Origin of the sequence: Streptomyces thermoalcalitolerans, assembly GCF_039525155.1 — a bacterium.
GTDB classification, from domain to species: domain Bacteria; phylum Actinomycetota; class Actinomycetes; order Streptomycetales; family Streptomycetaceae; genus Streptomyces; species Streptomyces thermovulgaris.
This window is the reverse complement of record NZ_BAAAHG010000009.1, coordinates 87,594-106,759: the sequence shown is the minus strand read 5'-3', so window position 1 is coordinate 106,759 and position 19,166 is coordinate 87,594. Positions and strand designations below refer to the sequence as shown.

Below are 19,166 nucleotides of genomic sequence, written 5' to 3'. Positions count from 1 at the left end.
GCCCGCAGTGCCCGAGGCATCCGCAGTGCCCGAGGCACCCGCGGTGTCCGAGGTGTCCGAGGTGTCCGCAGTATCCGCGGTGTCCGAGCCGGGCACCGCACCATCGCCGCTCACCGTGCCGCCGTTCGCGGTGATCCCCGGCATCCAGGTCCAGCAGGTCCTGCAAGGCCGGGAACGGCAGATCGTGGACCTTGTCGAGGACACCTACCGGCTGCACGCCGCCGGGGACTCGGTCAACCCGCCGTCGTACTTCCTGCGCTTCCCCGACCGGCCCACGGCGCGGATCATCGCCCTGCCCGCCTCGATCGGCGGCCGGACGCGGGTGGACGGCGTGAAGTGGATCTCCAGCTTCCCCGGCAATGTGCAGGCCGGCATCGCGCGTGCCTCGGCCGTCCTCATCCTCAACGACCATGACACCGGCTATCCGTTCGCCTGTCTGGAGGGCTCCGTCATCAGCGCCGGCAGGACGGCCGCGATGGCCGCGTCGGCGGCCGACCGGCTCAGCCGCCACCGCCGGCGCCCCACCCGCGTCGGATTCTTCGGAACGGGCCTGATCGCCCGGTACATCCACACCTACCTGACCGCGACCGGCTGGTCCTTCGACCAGATCGGCGTGCACGACCTGTCCGCCGACAGCGCGGCCGGCTTCCGCGCCTGCCTGCAACGGACCGCCACGGGCCGGATCACCGTGCACACCAGTCCCGAGCAGCTGATCCGCTCCAGCGACCTGGTCGTCTTCGCCACCGTCGCCGGACGGCCCCATGTCACGGACCCGGCCTGGTTCGACCACAACCCCCTGGTGCTGCACGTGTCGCTGCGCGACCTCGCCCCCGAGATCGTGCTCGCCTCGGCGAACGTCGTCGACGACGTCGACCACTGCCTCAGGGCCGACACCTCACCGCACCTGGCCGAACGGCTCACCGGCAACCGGGACTTCCTCACCGGAACGCTGGACGACGTCATGGCCGGCCGGGTGTCGCTGCCGGACGACCGGCCCGTGGTGTTCTCCCCCTTCGGCCTCGGGGTGCTCGACCTCGCCGTGGGCAAGTACGTGTACGACGAGGTGGCCGGTGCCGGGCAGCTGCACGTCGTCGACGACTTCTTCCACGAGCTGCGCCGCCATGGATGAGGGGCGGCCGGGCGCGGTGGACGGATGCGCCGGACGGGTGCGGCGGCCGGATGCGCCGGGCGGGCATCCGGCCGGAGGCCGCGGGCCCGCGCAGGACGCCAGGGGTACGCGGCTGCCGGCCGGCGGGACGTGCCCCGTCCGGGATCTGTTCACGTCGATTCTCCCCGGAGTGCACCGACCCGGCAGGGAATGTCGACGAGGCGTGTTCTCATGGAGGCATGATCGAAGAGACGGAGACCTGGAGGTCCTCTTTGGACGAAAGACTGGTGGGAGACTTTCTCGGGCGTCACTCGGCCGATGTGGAAGAGGAGATCCGCAAGGCGGCCGCGGTCGAGATCATGCCCCGTTTCCGCAGGCTGGCGGAGCACGAGGTGGACCAGAAGTCCGGGCCGCACGACCTGGTGACGGATGCCGACCGGCTGGCCGAGCGGCACCTCACGAACGCGCTCGGTGCCCTGCTGCCCGGCTCCGTCGTGGTCGGCGAGGAGGCGGTGCACGCCAACCCGCTGGTCTACGAGGCGCTTCAGGGAGAATCCCCCGTCTGGATCATCGACCCCGTGGACGGCACACGGCAGTTCGTGCACGGCGACCCCGGCTTCTGCACCCTGGTCGCCCTCGCCCACCGGGGAGTCGTCCTGGCCTCCTGGACCTACGCACCGGCGCACGACCAACTCGCCACGGCGGTACGGGGCCAGGGCGCCTTCCTCGACGGCACGCGCCTGCGCTCCGGCGCCCCCGAGCCGGACCGTCCCCTCGAAGTCGCCGTTTCCCACCCGGACTTCACGACCGACGAGCAGAAGCGCGCCCTGCTCGGCCTGTGGACCGACGGTGTCGCACCGCGTTCCTGCGGCTCGGCCGGCCTGGAGTATCTCGCCGTCGCCCGTGGTGAGGTGGACGCCACGGCCTTCTCGTGGGAGGCGGCGTGGGACCACGCGGCGGGCCTGCTGCTGGTCGAGGAGGCCGGCGGCGCCCAGCTGACCCTGACCGGCGCTCCGTTCCGCATCACGGGCGGCAACTCCCTGCCGTTCACGGCGGCCCGGGACGCGGCGACGGCACAGAAGGTGGCCGGGCTGCTGTCCGGCACGGCGGGCCCCGGCCCGCACCCCGGGACAGGAGACCCGGCCCCGGCCTCCTGAGCCGGGCCGCCGGACGCCGGCGCCTCCGGCCTCCGCGTCCCTCCCGCGTCCCTCCCCGCTCCGGCCCGTGTCCGGCGTCGGACCACCCGGCTCCGGGCGCCGGGCTCCCGGCCGTCCAGGCGTCCGGCCTCCGGAGTGTCGGTCTCGCGGCATATCCTGACCCTGAGTGGCCATCGGCTGACGAAGGGGTCCGAAGGTGCCGTCGATGCTCGATGCGGTCGTGGTGGGTGCGGGACCGAACGGCCTGACGGCCGCCGTGGAACTCGCCCGCCGCGGCTTCTCCGTCGCCGTGTTCGAGGCGCGTGACACCGTGGGCGGCGGCGCCCGCACCGAGGAGCTCACCCTGCCCGGCTTCCGGCACGACCCGTGCTCCGCCGCGCACCCCCTCGGCATCAACTCACCCGCGTTCCGCGCCCTGCCCCTGGAGCGCTACGGCCTGCAGTGGCTGCACGCCCCGCTGCCCATGGCCCACCCCTTCCCGGACGGCACCGCGGCCGTGCTGTCCCGGTCGGTCGCCGAGACGGCCGCCTCCTTCGGGCCGCGCGACGCGGGGGCGTACCGCAGGCTGGTCGAGCCGTTCCTGCCCCGGTGGGACACCCTGGTCCGCGACTTCATGTCGCTGCCCCTGACCGCGCTGCCCCGCGACCCGGTCACCCTCGCCCGCTTCGGCCTGGTCGGCCTGCCCCCGTCCACCTGGCTGATGCGACGCTTCCGCGACGAGCGTGCCAAGACCCTCTTCGCCGGTCTCGTCGCGCACGTCATTTCCCCGCTCAGCGGCTTCGCCACCAGCGCGATCGGCCTGGTCTTCGCGCTGGCCGCGCACGCCCGCGGCTGGCCGGTCGCCCGCGGCGGCTCCCAGGCGATCTCCGACGCGCTCGCCGCCTACCTGAAGGACCTCGGCGGCGCCCTGCACACCGACTACGAGGTCAAACGCCTCGACGACCTGCCGCCCGCACGGGCGTACGTCTTCGACACCTCGCCCACCGCGCTGGCCCGCATCGCCGGCCTCGGCCGGTACTACGACGGCTACCGCTACGGCGCCGCCGTCTTCAAGATCGACTACGCGCTGGACGGGCCGGTCCCGTGGACCGCGGAGGAGCCCCGCAGCGCCGGCACCGTGCAGATCGGCGCGAACAGCGCCGAGATCGGCGCCGCGCTGCGTGCCGCCTCCCGCGAGGGCCGCGCACCCGACCGGCCCTTCCTCATCACGGTCCAGCCCAGCGTCGCCGACCCCACCCGCGCACCCGCCGGGAAGCAGGTCTTCTGGGTGTACGGCCATGTCCCCAACGGCTGGACCGGGGACCTCACCGACGCCGTGGAACGCCAGCTGGAACGCTACGCCCCCGGCTTCCGCGACCGTGTCCTCGCCCGTGCCGTCGCCGGCCCGCCCGAGATCGCCGCCCGCAACGCCAACTACGTCGGCGGCGACATCGCCACCGGCGCGGCCTCGGGGCTTCAGCTCCTGCTGCGTCCCAAGCCGTCCCTCTTCCCGTACAGCACTCCGCACCCGGCCGTCTTCCTCTGCTCCTCGGCCACCCCGCCGGGCCCCGGAGTGCACGGCATGTCGGGGCACAACGCGGCGAAGGCCGTCTGGCGGAGGCTGCGGCAGTCATGACGTCCACCACCCTCACCCTCGTCCAGGGCGACATCACCCGGCAGCGCGTCGACGCGATCGTCAACGCCGCCAACTCCTCCCTTCTCGGCGGCGGAGGCGTCGACGGCGCCATCCACCGCCGCGGCGGCCCCGCGATCCTCCAGGAGTGCCGTGCCCTGCGCGCCTCCCGCTACGGCAAGGGCCTGCCCACCGGCCAGGCGGTCGCCACGACGGCCGGTGACCTGGACGCCCGATGGGTGATCCACACCGTCGGTCCCGTCCACAGCCGCACCGAGGACCGCTCGCACCTGCTGGCCTCCTGCTACCGCGAGTCCCTTCGCGTCGCCGACGAGCTCGGCGCACGGACGGTCGCCTTCCCGGCCATCTCCACCGGCGTCCACCGCTGGCCGCTGGACGACGCGGCCCGGATCGCGGTGGAGACCGTCCGGCGGACCGGGACCGCCGTCGAGGAGGTGCGATTCGTGCTCTTCGACGACACGGCGTACAGGGCGTTCGCCGCACGGATCGGCTGACCCCGGCCGGCCGTGTGCCGGATGCGTCAGCCGTCGGCGCGGACCGGGGAAGCGGTGTCGGCCCGCAGGAACGCGGACAGCTCCTCCGGGGTGCGCGGAGCGGCCGCGGCATCCGTCAACAGGCCCTGCGCGAGCAGCAGTTCCGCCGCCGCGACGCCCCACGGCAGCCGCAGCCCCGCCTGCCGGAGCAGATCCGTACGGGCCAGCATCGCCGCCGCCGGACCGGTCCGCACCCCGTCCGGGGTGAGCAGGGCCGCGTCGTCGGCCCAGCGCAGGGCGAGGTCGACGTCGTGGGTGGCCATGACGACCGTGGTGCCGCCCGCCCGCAGCTCGCCGAGGGTGACGAGCAGCCGCTCCTGCCCGTCCGGGTCGAGGCCGGCGGTCGGTTCGTCGAGGATGAGCACACGGGGCCGCATGGCAATCGCACCGGCGATGGCGGTGCGTTTGCGCTGCCCGTAGGAGAGCAGATGGGTGGGCCGGTCGGCCAGATGGGTGATGCCGAGGGCGCCGAGGGCCTCGTCGACCCGGGCCCGGACCTCGGTGTCCGGCAGGCCGAGGTTGAGCGGCCCGAACGACACGTCCTGGGCGACGGAGGCGGCGAAGAGCTGGTCGTCGGGGTCCTGGACGACCAGCTGGACGGTGGTCCGCAGCCGGGTCAGCCCCTTGCGGTCGTACGTCACCGGCCGTCCCTCGACGGTCAGCCGGCCGGTGCGGGGCCTCAGCCCCCCGCTGAGCAGCCGCAGCAGGGTGGTCTTGCCGCTGCCGTTGCGGCCGAGCAGAACGAGCGCGCGTCCCTCGCGGATGTCGAAGTCGAGGCCGTCGAGGACGGTGGGGCCGTCCTCGTAGGCGAAGGACGCCCCCCGCAGGGCGACGAGCACCTGCTCACCTGGCTCACTCATGACAAGGGCCCTTTCAGCACGAAGGTGAGAGCGGCGACGCAGCCGAGGAGCACGACGCTGCCGAGGGTGAACCGGACGGAGACCCGGGCCTCGGGCACCAGCACCCGCAGGGTGCCGTCGTAGCCGCGTCCGGCGAGTCCGGCCTGGAGCCGGGAGGCCCGGTCGAAGGCGCGGACGAAGGCGGTGGCGCCGAGTCCGGCCAGGGAGCGCCAGGTCGCGGCCCGGGTGGTGTGCCCGAGCCGGGCGGCCTGGGCCGCACGGACCCGGCGGATCGAGTCCAGCAGCAGAGAGCTCATGCGGTAGGTCACCAGGGCGACGTCCACGACCGGGTCGGGCACCCCGGCCCTGATCAGCCGGGGCAGCAGGTCGGACATCGGGGTGGTGAAGGCGAACAGCAGCACACCGAGGGAGGCGGCCGAGGTGCGCAGCAGCAGTTCACCGGCGCGGCGCGGTCCGTCGTCGGCGAGGGACAGCACTCCCTCCGGGCCGCCGACCTGGACGAGGAGGGTGGCGGCTCCGGTGACGCAGAAGCCCAGAGGCACCCGGTAGGCACGCCACAGCCGCCGGCCCGGCACTCCCGCCGGGCCCAGCAGCACCACGAGGGTGGTGAGGAGCACCAGGGCCGCGCCCGGCCAGGGCGGCAGGGCGATCGCCAGGGCGGTCAGGCCCAGTCCGAGCACGGCCTTGTCCACGGGATGGCGGCAGCGCCAGCGACTGCTGTGCGCCGCCGTGTCGATCGGCAGCACGGGACTCAGGACCCCTGGACCTCGGACTTCTCGGCGGTGCTCCCGGCGTCCTCGGCGGCGGCCTGCCGTGCGCGGGCCCGCTGCTCACCCTGCCGGCGGCCCCGGCGGAGACCGAAGTAGTAGGCGAGCACGCCCGAGCCGAGGGCGGCCTGCACGGCGAACAGCGCAGACTCGATCTCCCCGGAGGGCGGTTCGTACAGCGGGGAGAACCACGGCTCGTAGTCCGGTTCGAGCTCGGTGATCACCGTCTCCGCCTCGGCGTCGGCGCCGGTGAACGGCTCCTCCTTGTGGTCGCCGAGGCCGAGCACCAGGGGCAGCACGGCGAGCGCGACCACGGCGAGCAGCAGCAGGAGGTTGGTCCTCGTGTTCTTCCTCATCACGCCACCGCCCCGGTGCCGGTCGCCTTCGCCTCGGTCCGCCCGCCGGTCACGAGCACCCCCAGCCGGGTCAGTTCACCCTTGCTGGACTGCACCAGCAGCCGCATCACGAGCACCGTGAGCAGCCCCTCGCTCACTGCGAGCGGGATCTGCGTCACGGCGAAGACCGAACCGAACTTGCCGAGCGCTCCCAGGAATCCGCTGCCCGGGTCGGGGAAGGCGAGCGCCAGCTGCACGGAGGTGACGCAGTAGGTGGACAGATCGGCGGCGAACGCGCCGAAGAACACCGCGACCATCAGCGGCACGTCACAGCGGCGCAGCAGCCGGTGGACGCCGTACCCCACCCAGGGCCCGACGACCGCCATGGAGAAGACGTTGGCGCCGAGCGTGGTCAGCCCGCCGTGGGCCAGCAGCAGCGCCTGGAAGAGCAGCGTGATGGTGCCCAGCACCGCCATGACCGGCGGCCGGAACAGGATGGCACCCAGCCCGGTGCCGGTCGGATGGGAACAACTCCCGGTGACCGACGGCAGTTTCAGAGCGGACAGGACGAAGGTGAAGGCACCGGAGGCGCCGAGGAGCAGTGTGCTCTCCGGGTGCTTCCTGACCTCACGGGTGAGTGTCCGTACTCCGTGGACGACGAACGGCGCGGACGCGACGCCCCAGGCGACCGCGTGCGCCGGAGGCAGAAAGCCCTCGGCTATGTGCATGGCTCGGCAGACCCTCTCCAGCACCTCGTGGATGGTTGACGCGCCTCGGCCGGTCTCCTGGCTGACGGGTGAGAGCGCCCGGACTCCGCCTTCCCAGGCCCGCGAAGGCCCAGTGGCTGCCCGCGAGGGGCCGGAGCCGGACTTCCCGATCACAGTGGCGAGGGCCGCACCGGCATCACACCGGATTTCCCGTTCACCGAAGCATGGTGAGCGTAGTGCCCGGCGGAAGCCGCTGACAAGCACGGCGGGAGAGCGCACACGAGCACGGCGGGAGAGCGCGCGAGCGCACCGGAGCCGTCGGCCTCCCGCTGCCGCGTGTCCGCGCCGCCGTCGAGGAGACGCGGTTCGTGCCCCCGGGCGGCGGGGCGTACGAGGCGTTCGCCGCGCGGGCCGGCCGGATCAGTCGACGACGTCGACGCCGTACCGACGGGCGAGGGCGTCCAGACCGTGGTCGTAGCCCTGGCCGACGACGCGAAGCCGCCAGCGGGGGCCGCGACGGTAGATCTCGGTGAGCAGCATGGTGCGCTCGGTGGTCGCGGCGTCCACGGTGGCCTGGACGAACGGCGCGGCACTGGTGCCGGGACCGGAGCTGATCTGGATGGCGCCGACGTCGCCGAAGGTGGGCGTGCCGTCGATGGCGGCCGCGACGACGACGCGCCGGGCCGACGGCGGCAGCGTGGCGAGGTCGATGCTGATGGTCTGCTCGGTCGGTCCGTCGCTGAGCAGCCGTACCGTCCCACCGGGGTTCTCCGGGGCACCGTAGAAGACGAAGTCCTCGTCGAAGGCCACCTGTTCGTCCTCATCGAGCACGAACGCGACCACGTCGATCTCACACGTCGTCTGCTGCGCCCAGGAGGCCGTGACGGTCCACGGGGACGCCGGGGTCCGCTCGTCCGGACCGGGAAGGTCGACGACGCCGCCGCGCGGCAGCACCTGAGGGGCCGGGCGCCGGTCGTCGGCGGCCTGCTCGAGGACCGGGGCGTCGAGCCAGGCCGCGTCGTGCGTGGGCACGGCGAGCGAGGTGATGCGCCGCATACGGCGGTCGGTCTCACCCCTGGGGAGCAGGACGACATCGGTGACGCTCGCGGACAGGTTGATGGCGGCGGCGCCCCCGAGTTCGACGATGCGCGCACGGGCCCTTGCGGCCTGGGGGTGCGTGCCGCCCAGGACGAGCACACGTCGCCCCGCCAGGGGACCGTTCGGTCGCGCGCGGCGCCGGGCAGGCTTCGGTTGGTGCTCCGGCTCGTCGGGGCCGGGCCGTGTTCCTGACCCCGTGGCGGGAGAGGGAGCGGAAACGGGGGCCGGAGGCCGGGGAGCGACGGCATCGACCCGGTCGGGTGACCGCTGCGCGGGCACGGTAGGCGGCTGCGCGGGCGTGCCCGGGGGAGCCGGGGCCGCCGCCTCATGCGGAGTTCCCGGCCGTACGTCGTCCAGCAGTTCCAGGAAGGTCTGTTCGTCGATGACCGGCACGCCGTCCGCCCGTGCCCGCCGGGCCTTGGCGGTGCCGGCGGAGGAGTTGTCGGCGACCAGGACGCTGGTGTGCCGGCTGACGGAGGACACCACGTTCAACCCGGCGGCGACGGCCCGCTCCACCAGCACGGTCCGCGGGGTCCGGGTCTCTCCGGTGACGGCCACTTTCATGCCCTGCACCAGCGGCCCGCCTGCGGTGAGACGCCCGGGGTTGCGGAAGGCGCACGGCGTCTTGGGCGGGCGTGGCGCGAACCGGGAATTCTGCCGCGGCGGGCAGGCCACCAGAGGCAGGGGCAGCTCCAGCCGCGCCGCCTCCCGCAGCGAGGCCCGCAGCACCCCGGCCAGGACCCGGGTGTCGTCGAGTGCGTCGTGCGCCTTCACCCGCGTGACGCCGTAGTGCGCGGCGAGCGTCCCCAGTTTCAGGTCGCGGGTGGGCGGGTCGATCCGCCGGTTCAGCGCCAGCGTGCACAGCCTCCGCGTGACCGGCAGCCGCAGACCGGCCCGTGCGAACTCGTGCGCGAGGAAGTCGTAGTCGAACTGGGCGTTGTGCGCGACCAGCACCCGGCCCTGGAGCATCGCGCCGATCCGCCCGGCCACCTCCTCGAAGCGGGGCGCCCCGCGCAGCCGTTCGGGAGTCAGCCCGTGCACCCGCACGGGCCCGGGATCACAGCCGGGATTCAGCAGCGTCGAATATTCCCCGGTCTGTTCGCCGTCCGGCCCCAGCGTCACCACGGCCACGGACAGCACCCGGTCGCGGCGCGCGACCAGCCCGGAGGTCTCCACATCTACCAAGGCCCAGTCGAAGGCGTAGTCGCGCAGGCTGGACAGGTCGAAGGCAGAGGAAGCAAGAGACATGACAGAAGGATGTTGACCTATACGCCACCCTTCAACCTGGATGCCCTTTCATCCCTGTATGTCCTTCCGGTGTGTCCTTCCGTGCCGACGCCGGATCCTCGTCGGCCCAGGGACGTCCCGCGCCTGAACCGCCCTCGGCGACCCGAGCGCCGCCCGCGCGATCGGCCTCGCCGACGGCAGGAACCCCTGTAGTGCTTCGTCGGATTCCGCCTGCGGCGGCTTCGCGGGCGGGCAGAGACTGCCTGTAGGTGGTAGCGACGCCGCTTGCCCGTGGCCCTTTTGATGCCGGCCCAGCCGCGGCCGGGTCAGGCGGCCTTGCCGAAGCCGGCGGCGGCCAGGTTCTGGTCGCGCGGCGGGGCGTCCGAGAGCGGCGCAGCAGCGGTGAGTGCTGCGGTGGCGGCGGCGAGTGCGGCGGCCCTGGTGACGGTGCGACGCTTCGTGCTCCCCTATTGCGCGTGGTTGCAGGTGGCGGCCCCCGCTGCCATGGGCAAGCGGGGGCCGCGGCCGTGTGCCGGCGGGCGGTGTCAGGAAACGTCGGCGCGGACCGGGTCGCCGAGGAAGCCGTCGGTGTAGGTGACGTACTTCGCGGTGAAGGTGCCCTTGCCGGTGACGGTGCCGGTGATGTTCTCGCCGGGTGCGAGTTCGACCGTGTCGATCTGCTGCTCGTCGACACCGAGTTCGGCGGTGTGCTTGGTGCCGTTGGTGTCGGTGATGGTGAAGTACAGCGGGTTCACGTCGATCGGCTCGTCGCCGTTGTTGGTGATGGTGATGAGCACGCTGGTGTAGTCGCTGCTGCTGGCGAGAATGCTCTTGGAGAAGTCGGTCTTCTTCGCCGTGATCTTCACCGGACCCTCGGAAGCGGCCTCCTCCTTCTCCTTGCCGGGTTTGTTGTCCGCAGGGGCCTTCTGACCGGAGTCCTCGGTCTTGTCGCCCGGGGTCTTCTCGGCGACGGCTGATGTTCCCTTGCTGTCACCGGAGTCGCCGCCGCCGATGACGGCGCCCACAGCGCCCAGCAGGACGAACAGGCCGACGATGCCCAGACACCCGAGGCCGACGATCTTGCCGACGCTGCGCTTCTTCGGCGGCTGCGGCGCCGGGTGGCCATACCCGGGCTGAGGCTGCTGCGGCGGGTAGGGCTGGTACGGGTGCTGCTGGCTCATGTGTTCCTCTCGGAATGTTCGTGCGTTCTCCGTGTGGGACTTGTGGGGAAGCTGTGCGGTTTCCTCATGTCCGGGATATTCACCTGATCGTGACGGACCGGTGATGATGGGGGCGGCCCGTTCAGTCGGTGCTCTTCTGCTCTTCTTTGCTTCTTCGGGGCGCGGCCGGTTGCCGGCAGGCATGGGTCGTCCCGGGGCGGACGGGCCGCGTAGGCGGGCGGCGGATCGAGGTGGATGAGCCGGGAGGCCTGCCATCAGGCGGCGATGGACGAGCCGGTGGACGGCTCCTCGGCGGCGGTCGGAGAAGGGGCCGGATCGATCCGGCGGACACCCTCGTCGGCCCCGCCGGGCGCCTTCGCCTCGGGATGGACGGGGATCTCCGGAAGCGGCCCGCGGAGCACCCCCAACCCGCCAGAACAGACGCCTGTGCGCCCTGAACTGGCCCCACTGACGCAGGTGCCGCCAAGCCGCAGCCCGCAAAAGAGCCGGCTCGGGACGCGAAATCCAATGGAGCACCGGGGCCGGGACACCGGGCCTCCTCCTCGCCCCCGCACCTTCGTGCTGCCACGTTGGCAGTGCTTCGAGGTCGTGAAACGCTGGCTTCAGGGCGTACATGTCCGGCATCTGCACATCGATCTTGACATATCGATCCCGAACGGATGAGGCCGGTCGTCTCTTGAAAGTCCCCGGTTCCAGACTCCCCGTCCGGGACTTCGGGACAAGGAACAGCCATGACGACGACCGACCATGCTCACGGCAGCGGCGACCACAGCGATCCCACCCTGTACCGCACTCCGGCGGACGCTGTCGCCGCACCCCCGGAAAAGCTCGCCTATGTCGTCGGTTTCGACCCGGACGCACAGCGCGCGGACGCGCTGTTCACCGTCGACACCGACCCCGCATCCCCCCTGTACGGCCGTGTGGCCTCCCGGACCGAGCTGCCCGACCCGGGCAACGAACTGCACCACTTCGGCTGGAACGCCTGCTCGAGCGCACTGGCGCATGCCGGTCATCACCACGCCGCGCGGCGCTACCTCATCGTTCCGGGACTGCGCTCCTCCCGGCTGCACATCCTCGACACCGACCCCGACCCCGCCCACCCGCGCCTGGTCAAGGTGATCGAGTCCGGGGAGCTGGCCGCCAAGGCCGGGTACTCGCGCCCGCACACACTCCACTGCGGCCCCGACGGAATGTTCCTGTCCTGCCTGGGCGGCGCGGACGGCGCGGACGGGCCCGGCGGCGTCGCACTGCTGGACCACGAGACCTTCGAAGTGCTGCGCGCCTGGGAGAGCGACCGCGGACCGCAGCGGCTCGCCTACGACCTCTGGTGGCACCTGCGTCAGAACATCGCCGTGACCAGCGAGTGGGGCACCCCCTCGATGATCGAGAACGGTCTCGTCCCCGAACTGCTGCTGGATCGCCAGTACGGCCACTCACTGCACTTCTGGGAGCTGGACTCCGGCCGGCACCTGCAGCGCGCCGACCTGGGAGACGAGAACCAGATGGTGCTGGAGCTGCGTCCCGCGCACGATCCCGGGGCCACGTGGGGATTCACCAGCACCGTGGTCAATGTGGAGGACCTCTCGGCATCGGTGTGGTGGTGGAACAGGGAGGGCGAGAACTTCGTCGTCCACAAGGTGATCACCGTTCCGGCCGAGCCCGCGCGACCGGAGGACCTGCCCCCGGCTCTGCAGCCGTTCGGCGCCGTGCCCCCCTTGATCACCGACATCGACCTGTCGGTGGACGACCAGTGGCTGTACGTATCCGCATGGGGAACCGGCGACCTGCTCCAGTACGACGTGAGCGAGCCGTCCCATCCCCGGCAGACCGCATCCATGCGTCTCGGCGGCATCGCCAGCCGGCAGCCGCACCCCGCCGAGCCGGACACTCCGCTGACGGGCGGAGCACAGATGGTCGAGCTCAGCCGCGACGGGCGGCGCGTGTACCTGACGAACTCCCTGTACGCCGCCTGGGACGCACAGTTCTATCCCGCAGGCATCGATCCATGGATGATCAAACTCGACGCCGACACCTCGCACGGCGGACTCGTTGCCGACAGCCGCTTCTTCCCGCACGGCCCGGACTTCCTCGGCCTGCGCGTGCACCAGGCCCGCCTGCAAGGCGGCGACGCCTCCTCGGACTCGTACTGCTACCGCAGCTGACCGCTTACGCTCCACGAGCACCGGCACCGACGGCCGTCGCCGTCCTCACCCCGGCGAGAACCGGCCGAATGCGCGAAACGCGAAGAAAAGGTACGGAAGATGCACCACGCTCCTGCTTGACGCCCTTTGAGACCGATACGCCGTCGGCCTCGGCGCCTCCGCTACCCCGTTGGCCTAACAGCGGTGGTGGTGTGCAGTCGGCTGCGTCCAAGCTCGTGGAGCGGATCCACGGTGTGTGGGCGCCGAAGTCGGCGGGATCGCCCACCGACATCCCGGCGGCCTGGGCCCCGTCGTGGCCTCGCACAGAACTGTGCACCGCAGCCCGCACCGTACGCACAACGGCTCCCTGCCTGGGCGAGTGCGGCGACAGTGCGGCACGGGCAACGGGCCTTGCGACCACCAGGAGGACAATGTGGCTCTCACTGAGAGTGACCTGCTCGACGCCGGTGATGACGAGCTGGTGGAGCTTTTCGGCAAGAGCCCGGCCGGTGACCTTCCCAAGGGCCCGCTGGAGGGCACCGGCATCGTGCGCTGGGGAGGCAGGTGGCTCGCCCGTCCTTTCGCCTGGCTGGTGCGCGTGGCCGTGTGGCGGGGCAAGGTCTTCGACCCTGAGGGCTACCTGAGCAACCGGATGACCTCGTTCGACGTGCTCGCCATCCTGGCCCAGGTCTACAAGGGCCCGAGCCTGCTGGACGGGCAGGAGTGCATCGTCATCGACTACTCCAGAATCTCCCTCGCCGCCCGCGGGGTACGCGACGAGATGCGCCAGGTCGACCAGGGTCTGTATCTCGGTGTGGTCTGGCTGTACGGGCTCAGGGTCGGCTGGTTCGCTCTCAGGGTGCCGGAGGTCGACCCCACCCTTCCCGAAGCCGGGCAGGCCGCAGCCGGATAGCCGCAGCGATGGACCCGTCCCGTACCTGGCCTGTCCGCGTTCGCCCCGGAAGGGGACCTCGGATCGGCCTTGGAAGAAGCCGAGGGGATGTGGACCATGCCCTCCGTCCGGCCGCCCGAGCCGACCACGCCAGTGAAAGGTTCACCCGTCATGAGTCCTTCCGGCATATCCGTCCGCAGGCCGGCATCCACCAGTCGCCTCCGAGGGCACAGAGGGCACAGAGGGCACAGAAGGAAGAGGATCTCGCTGAGGGCTTCGACAGCCGCAGCAGCCTCGGCGGTCATGGTTCTGGGTGCGGCGTACGTCCCGGTCTCGTCGTCAGGTGCCGCGCCGGGCCCGTTGCACGGCACCGTCACGGGCGCGGGCAAGCCGCTTCGGGGGGCTCAGGTCAGGCTCTTCGCCGGCTCCCGCTCAGGAGTCAGGGAACTGGGCCGGGCGACGACCGACGCCACCGGTTCCTTCGCGATCTCATACGCTCGTCCCGCTGCCGGAGTGCTGTACGTGGAGGCCACGCCGGCCGACGCCCGCCGGCTGCGACTGCGCTCCGTGGTGGCGGTCGGTGAGGGCGGTGCGGTTCCCGCACGCACGATGAGCCACGTACGGGTCAACGAACTCACCACCGTCGCCGCCACCTACGCCCTGGCCCAGTTCAGCGGTCGACACGGTATCGAGGGGCCGAGTCCGGGGCTGCAGAACGCCGCGGCGACGACGTTCAACCTCGCAGACCCGGCCACCGGCAAGCCCGGCGGGGTGGTCACGAACGCCGACAACGGCACCACCAACGAAACCCTCGCCACCCTCAACACGCTTGCCAACCTGGTCTCCCTCTGCGTGGCGGACACCACGCGGTGCGAGAGCCTGCTCCGGCTGGCGACGCCTTCCGGCGGCACGGCTCCCCAGGACACCGTGCAGGTGGTGCTGAACCTGGTCCGCAACCCCACCCTGTCCCCGACGGGGCTCTACAACCTGGCGCGTACCTCGAAGCACTACGCCCCGGCGCTCACCGCGCCTCCCACGGCCTGGATACTGGCGCTGCGCTACACCGACACCAACCTGTACGCCCCCGGACGCATCGCCTTCGACGCCAAGGGCAACGTCTGGGCGTCCAACAACTGGCTGCCCGGCACCCAGAATCCCAGCCCTTACGTCAGCGTGCTCGACCCGACGGGGCGCCCGATTCTGGGCAGCCCGATCCAGGGCGGTGGCATGAAGGGCGGTGACTGGGGCGCCGCCGTCGCCCCCGACGGCTCCGTCTGGGTCAGCAGCTACGGGGGCAACTCGGTTGCGCAGTACTCGGCCACCGGCAAACCGTTGTCGCCTCCCGGGGGGTGGAAGAACGGCGGGCTCATCCACCCGCAGGGAATCGCCGTGGACCAGCGGGGCAATGTGTGGATCGCGAACAACTACGGCCTGGAGACCGCACCGGGCCAGGGCAACGTGGTCGTCTACCCGAAGGGCGACCCGTCCAAGGCGATCACGATCACCGGCGGCGGTCTCAATCACCCGTTCGCCGTCCAGATCGACGGCTTCGGGCGGGCCTGGGTCACCAATGCCGGCCTGGGGGGCGCCCAGCTGGTGAACACACGCCTGGCGCCTCTCATCGGCAAGTTCAGCGGCAGCGTCACCGTGATCGGGCCCGATTTCAAGCCCACGGCGACCTCGCCCATCGAGAGCAGCTCCTTCAAATGGCCTTTGGGCATCGCCATCGACTCCAGGAACAACGTCTGGCTCAACAGCTACCTCAACAGCACGATCACCCGGCTCGCGTCCGACGGGACCGTCGCGGGCGTGTACAAACTGCCCGAGAAGACCTTCCCCTGGTCGGTGGCCGTCGACGGATCCGACCGGGTGTGGGTCGCCGGCTTTCTCACCCCGAGCGTGTGGACGCTGTGCGGTGTCAACACCGCTGCCTGTCCGCCCGGAAGCACCACCGGCACCCTTCTGTCACCCCCGAAGGGCTTCCAGAACAAGGCGATTGAGCACCTCACCGCAGTGCAGATCGACCAGTCCGGCAACGTCTGGCTGGCCAACAACTGGTCACGCGTCGTCCCACCCGCCGGCGGCACGGGGCTGGTGCAGCTCATCGGACTCGCCACCCCCGTCTGCACCCCCCTCACCCCTGTCCCTGTGCGCCCTTCCTCGGCAACCCCCGCCTCCTGCCCCGACCGGACCACGGCGGCCAACCCGCCCACGGGAAAGGGGACCGGCACCAACCTCTACACCGTGCGGCCCGGGGACACCCTCAGCAGCATCGGCCGTGCCCACGGCGAGTCCTGGTCGACGCTGTACCAGAGGAACAAGACCGTCATCGGACGCGACCCGAACCTGATCACTCCGGGGCAGCGCCTCACCCTTCACTGAACAATGAGGCCGGAGTCTCCCTCGTCCACCAGGGGCGCCGGCACTGCCGCGGTAGTCCGGAATGCCGGAGTCGCAAGGTGTGAGCGGATGTCCCACAGGCCACTGGGACGGGTGCGTACAAGGCAGCCGCGAGCGGGTGCTGTGGGAACGGAGCACACCGGGCTCAGCCGCCCATGCCCCACCGCACCGCCGCGATCACTGCGAGCAACAAGGCCGGTCCTGTCCACCACCAGCGCATGACCCGGCGTACCGGCGGCAGTGCCCACAACACCGTCGCCGCACCGGCCGCCCCGATGGTGAGGACGCACGACAGAACGATGCCCGCGTACGCGTCGTCGTCCCACGGTCCGGACGGTTGGATGGCCAGTGCAATCCAGCAGAAATATGCGGCGATGAGGGTGAGCAGGACGAGGGGGACGGCGAGGACCAGGCGGAGGCAGCCGCGGTCGTCGTCCACACGGGAAGGGCTGGTCGTCATCGCGGTGCGTTCCCTGCGCCGTCCGGATCGTTCGTGAAACCACGCCCGTACGCCCGGGCGTCGTCGGTCCGTTCGCACGGACGGACCGCCGTTGTACGAGCGGGCGTCAACTGTCGCTCCCGGTGCTGATCCTGCGCAGCAGTGCGGGCAGTGCGGTGCCGATGGGTTCGCGGACGACCTCGTCGGCGAGGTCGTCGTAGGGGGTCGGTTCGGCGTTGACGATGATGAGGCGGGCGCCGTGGTCGGCGGCGATGCCGACGAGACCGGCGGCGGGCTGGACCTGGAGGCTGGTGCCGACGGCGATGAAGATCTGGCAGGCCTTGGTGATGGCGACGGCCTCGCCGAGGACGTCCGGGTCGAGGCGTTCGCCGAACATGACGGTGGCCGACTTCAGGATGCCGCCGCAGTCCCGGCACGGCGGGTCCTCCTCGCCGGCCTCCACCCGGGCGAGGGCGTCCTCCATCGATCCGCGCGCCCCGCACCGCGTGCACACCACGCTGCGTACGGTGCCGTGCAGTTCGAGGACCTTGCGGGCGGGCATTCCGGCGAGCTGGTGCAGTCCGTCCACGTTCTGCGTGATGACCCGCACCGGCACGCCGGAGCGTTCCAGCTCGGCCACGGCCCGGTGCGCGGCGTTCGGCTCGGCCGTGAGGGCGCGGTTCTTGCGGCGCATCTGCCAGGACCGTCGCCGGATGTCCGGGTCGCTCATGTAGGAGCTGTAGGTCACGAGTTTCTCGGCCTCGGGGTCCTTCCGCCACAGCCCGTTCGGGCCACGGTAGTCCGGAATGCCGGAGTCGGTGGAAATGCCGGCGCCGCTGAGGATGGCGACGAGAGGCTTGGTCATGGGACCGAGCGTAGGGCCGGGGGGTTCGGGTGGGCGAACGGATATCCGTCCGTCATCCGTCCGCCCGCCCGGACACCGGACATCGCGTACCGCGGTGCTTTTCTCCGCGCACGGCCCGGGCCGTCGCGTGGTCAGCCGACGCGGTGGCCGTTCTCCAGTTCGGCCGGGCCCGTGCCGTTGTCCAGGACGTCGAGGGCGGCCAGGACGCGGCGGGCCGTGACGTCCAGCAGATGGGCGGTGAGCTCGTCGCGGGGAACCAGGCGCCAGGACAGCAGCTCCTCCTCCTGCAGGCGGATCGCCTTGAGGTCGTCGTCGGTGAGGACACCGCCGTCGTAGAGGTACGCCACCAGCGGTGGGCGGATCCCGATGCGGGGCACCCAGTCGACCGCGAGAAGCCGGCCGATCCGGCGGTCGAGGCCGATCTCCTCCAGCGTCTCGCGGTGCGCGCCCTGGCGTGGGGTCTCGCCGTCGTCGGACTCCACCGTGCCGCCCGGCAGCGTCCATCCCTCGCGGTAGTTCGGCTCGACGAGAAGCACCCGGCCCTGCTCGTCACGGAGGAGGGCGGCGGCGCCGACGATGACACGAGGGAGTCCGGCGATGTACGCGGCGTAGTCGGAAGTGGTCACCCTGGAAGGGTAACCAGGCGCAGGGTCCGGTCCGCCAGCTCGCTGATGCGCACGCCGTCGAAGCCGAAGACCGCGCTGCGGACCGTGTCCTCCAAGGGGTCCTTCCACTGGGCGGGGATGGCGTCGGCGCCCGTCAGGACGCCGGCCACCGAGCCGGCCGTCGCACCGTTGGAGTCGGTGTCCAGGCCGCCGCGGACGGTGAGCGCGAGGGTGCGGGTGAAGTCGCCGTCGCCGTAGAGCAGGCCTGCCGTGAGGACGGCGGCGTTCGGGACGACGTGGATCCAGTGGAGGCCCGCGGTCTCGTCCGTGAGCGTGGTCAGGGCGTCCTCCCAGGACATGTGCGCCTCGTGCAGGGAGACCACACGGCGCACCGTACGGGCCAGACGGCTGCCCGGCGGGATCACCGTGAGCGCGGTGTCGACGGCGGCGCGGGGCGTCGGGGCGGTGAAGGCCGCCGCGATCAGGGCCGCCGCCCACTGGGCGCCGTAGACGCCGTTGCCGGTGTGGGACAGCACCGCGTCACGACGGGCGAGGTCGGCGGCGCGGCGCGGGGCGCCGGGGTTGGTCCAGCCGTGGATGTCGGCGCGGATCAGGGCGCCGATCCACTCCTGGTACGGGTTGTCGTACGTGGCCGTCAGGGGCGGCCTGAGGCCGTTGGCCAGATTGCGGTACGCCGCTCGCTCCGCGGTGAACGTCTGCAGGTACGGCAGCCGCAGCAGCCACAGATCGCCGACCTGCTCGGTGCTGAAGGCGAAGCCGTGCGTCTCCAGCAGATGCAGGCCGAGGATCGTGTAGTCGATGTCGTCGTCGCGGCAGCTGCCGTGGACACGGCCGCGGACGCAGGCGCGCCACTCGGGGCGCAGGGCCGGGCCGTCGTCGCCGGCGGGCGGCCCGGGCAGGTAGTCGGTGAGTGGCAGCGCGTCCGTCCTGCGCAGGTAGCGGTCGATGCGGTCGCGTGTCCACACCTCGCCCTGCTCGACCGGCTTGCCGAGCATGTTGCCCGCGATACGGCCCAGCCAGCCGCCGAGGACGCGGTCGGCGAGTTCCGCGTCGGTGCGCACAGAGGTCATGGGAACGGTCTACCCGATTCCGGGGCGGTCGCGCGGAGCATGACGGTGGGCGGTGAGGGCCGCCGCCGGTTAGGGTCGCAGCGGCGCGGCCGGCCCTGACGCGTGGACCCGAAGAGCCCTGACGCGC

The 19,166-nt window shown here is 71.7% G+C and carries 18 protein-coding genes and 1 riboswitch; of the genes, 7 read left to right on the top strand and 11 right to left on the bottom strand.

From position 1 onward, the window contains the following. Window positions 1–61: 61 nt before the first annotated feature. From sbnB to ABD224_RS08275, 4 genes are all read left to right on the top strand, one after another. On the top strand, window positions 62–1,129 hold the full coding sequence (gene sbnB / locus ABD224_RS08290) for a 2,3-diaminopropionate biosynthesis protein SbnB (RefSeq protein WP_344048502.1): 1,068 nt from the start codon (window positions 62–64) through the stop codon (window positions 1,127–1,129). A gap of 218 nt (window positions 1,130–1,347) precedes the next feature. Continuing rightward, a complete protein-coding gene (locus tag ABD224_RS08285) occupies window positions 1,348–2,265 on the top strand; it encodes an inositol monophosphatase family protein (RefSeq protein ID WP_344048500.1) in 918 nt (305 codons plus the stop codon). A 205-nt stretch (window positions 2,266–2,470) separates the two neighbouring features. Further along, window positions 2,471–3,880, top strand: coding sequence for a phytoene desaturase family protein (locus ABD224_RS08280; RefSeq protein ID WP_344048498.1), 1,410 nt, complete (start codon window positions 2,471–2,473; stop codon window positions 3,878–3,880). Next, window positions 3,877–4,392: an O-acetyl-ADP-ribose deacetylase gene (locus ABD224_RS08275; protein ID WP_344048496.1), complete on the top strand. Its 516-nt coding sequence runs from the start codon at window positions 3,877–3,879 to the stop codon at window positions 4,390–4,392. Before ABD224_RS08280 ends, ABD224_RS08275 begins: the two co-directional genes overlap by 4 nt. A 26-nt stretch (window positions 4,393–4,418) precedes the next feature. Here ABD224_RS08275 and ABD224_RS08270 read toward each other — a convergent pair whose 3' ends face one another. The 7 genes from ABD224_RS08270 to ABD224_RS08240 form a co-directional block, all read right to left on the bottom strand. Then, window positions 4,419–5,291: an energy-coupling factor ABC transporter ATP-binding protein gene (locus tag ABD224_RS08270; RefSeq protein WP_344048494.1), complete on the bottom strand. Its 873-nt coding sequence runs from the start codon at window positions 5,289–5,291 to the stop codon at window positions 4,419–4,421. After that, complete coding sequence (cbiQ, locus tag ABD224_RS08265; RefSeq protein ID WP_344048492.1) at window positions 5,288–6,037, bottom strand: cobalt ECF transporter T component CbiQ; 750 nt, start codon at window positions 6,035–6,037, stop codon at window positions 5,288–5,290. The genes ABD224_RS08270 and cbiQ overlap by 4 nt, the downstream gene beginning before the upstream one ends. 5 nt (window positions 6,038–6,042) lie before the next feature. Further along, window positions 6,043–6,414, bottom strand: a complete 372-nt coding sequence (locus tag ABD224_RS08260) for an energy-coupling factor ABC transporter substrate-binding protein (RefSeq protein ID WP_344048490.1) — start codon at window positions 6,412–6,414, stop codon at window positions 6,043–6,045. Beyond that, window positions 6,414–7,121, bottom strand: coding sequence for an energy-coupling factor ABC transporter permease (locus tag ABD224_RS08255; protein ID WP_344048488.1), 708 nt, complete (start codon window positions 7,119–7,121; stop codon window positions 6,414–6,416). The genes ABD224_RS08260 and ABD224_RS08255 overlap by 1 nt, the downstream gene beginning before the upstream one ends. A gap of 30 nt (window positions 7,122–7,151) precedes the next feature. Next, window positions 7,152–7,337, bottom strand: a riboswitch (cobalamin riboswitch). Between the two features lie 183 nt (window positions 7,338–7,520). Beyond that, complete coding sequence (locus tag ABD224_RS08250) at window positions 7,521–9,446, bottom strand: TerD family protein (protein WP_344048486.1); 1,926 nt, start codon at window positions 9,444–9,446, stop codon at window positions 7,521–7,523. 524 nt (window positions 9,447–9,970) lie between these two features. Then, a complete protein-coding gene (locus ABD224_RS08245; RefSeq protein WP_344048484.1) occupies window positions 9,971–10,606 on the bottom strand; it encodes a DUF4352 domain-containing protein in 636 nt (211 codons plus the stop codon). Window positions 10,607–10,860: 254 nt separating this feature from the next. Beyond that, a complete protein-coding gene (locus ABD224_RS08240; RefSeq protein ID WP_344048482.1) occupies window positions 10,861–11,013 on the bottom strand; it encodes a hypothetical protein in 153 nt (50 codons plus the stop codon). Between the two features lie 324 nt (window positions 11,014–11,337). Between ABD224_RS08240 and ABD224_RS08235 the strand changes: the two genes are divergently transcribed. The 3 genes from ABD224_RS08235 (at window position 11,338) to ABD224_RS08225 (ending at window position 16,021) form a co-directional block, all read left to right on the top strand. After that, a complete protein-coding gene (locus tag ABD224_RS08235) occupies window positions 11,338–12,768 on the top strand; it encodes a selenium-binding protein SBP56-related protein (protein ID WP_344048480.1) in 1,431 nt (476 codons plus the stop codon). Between the two features lie 412 nt (window positions 12,769–13,180). Continuing rightward, on the top strand, window positions 13,181–13,660 hold the full coding sequence (locus ABD224_RS08230) for a hypothetical protein (RefSeq protein ID WP_344048477.1): 480 nt from the start codon (window positions 13,181–13,183) through the stop codon (window positions 13,658–13,660). Between the two features lie 282 nt (window positions 13,661–13,942). Then, entirely contained in the window at window positions 13,943–16,021 is a 2,079-nt protein-coding gene (locus tag ABD224_RS08225; protein ID WP_344048475.1) for a LysM peptidoglycan-binding domain-containing protein, read from the top strand. Between the two features lie 163 nt (window positions 16,022–16,184). Here ABD224_RS08225 and ABD224_RS08220 read toward each other — a convergent pair whose 3' ends face one another. The 4 genes from ABD224_RS08220 to ABD224_RS08205 all read right to left on the bottom strand — a co-directional run bounded on the left by ABD224_RS08220 (window position 16,185) and on the right by ABD224_RS08205 (window position 19,039). Continuing rightward, window positions 16,185–16,499 (bottom strand): hypothetical protein, encoded by a 315-nt coding sequence (locus ABD224_RS08220; RefSeq protein WP_344048473.1) that lies wholly within the window; start codon window positions 16,497–16,499, stop codon window positions 16,185–16,187. 106 nt (window positions 16,500–16,605) lie between these two features. Next, window positions 16,606–17,343, bottom strand: a complete 738-nt coding sequence (locus ABD224_RS08215) for an SIR2 family NAD-dependent protein deacylase (protein WP_344048471.1) — start codon at window positions 17,341–17,343, stop codon at window positions 16,606–16,608. Window positions 17,344–17,474: 131 nt separating this feature from the next. Beyond that, entirely contained in the window at window positions 17,475–17,969 is a 495-nt protein-coding gene (locus ABD224_RS08210) for an NUDIX domain-containing protein (protein ID WP_344048469.1), read from the bottom strand. Next, window positions 17,966–19,039: an ADP-ribosylglycohydrolase family protein gene (locus tag ABD224_RS08205; protein ID WP_344048467.1), complete on the bottom strand. Its 1,074-nt coding sequence runs from the start codon at window positions 19,037–19,039 to the stop codon at window positions 17,966–17,968. Before ABD224_RS08205 ends, ABD224_RS08210 begins: the two co-directional genes overlap by 4 nt. Window positions 19,040–19,166: the final 127 nt, after the last annotated feature.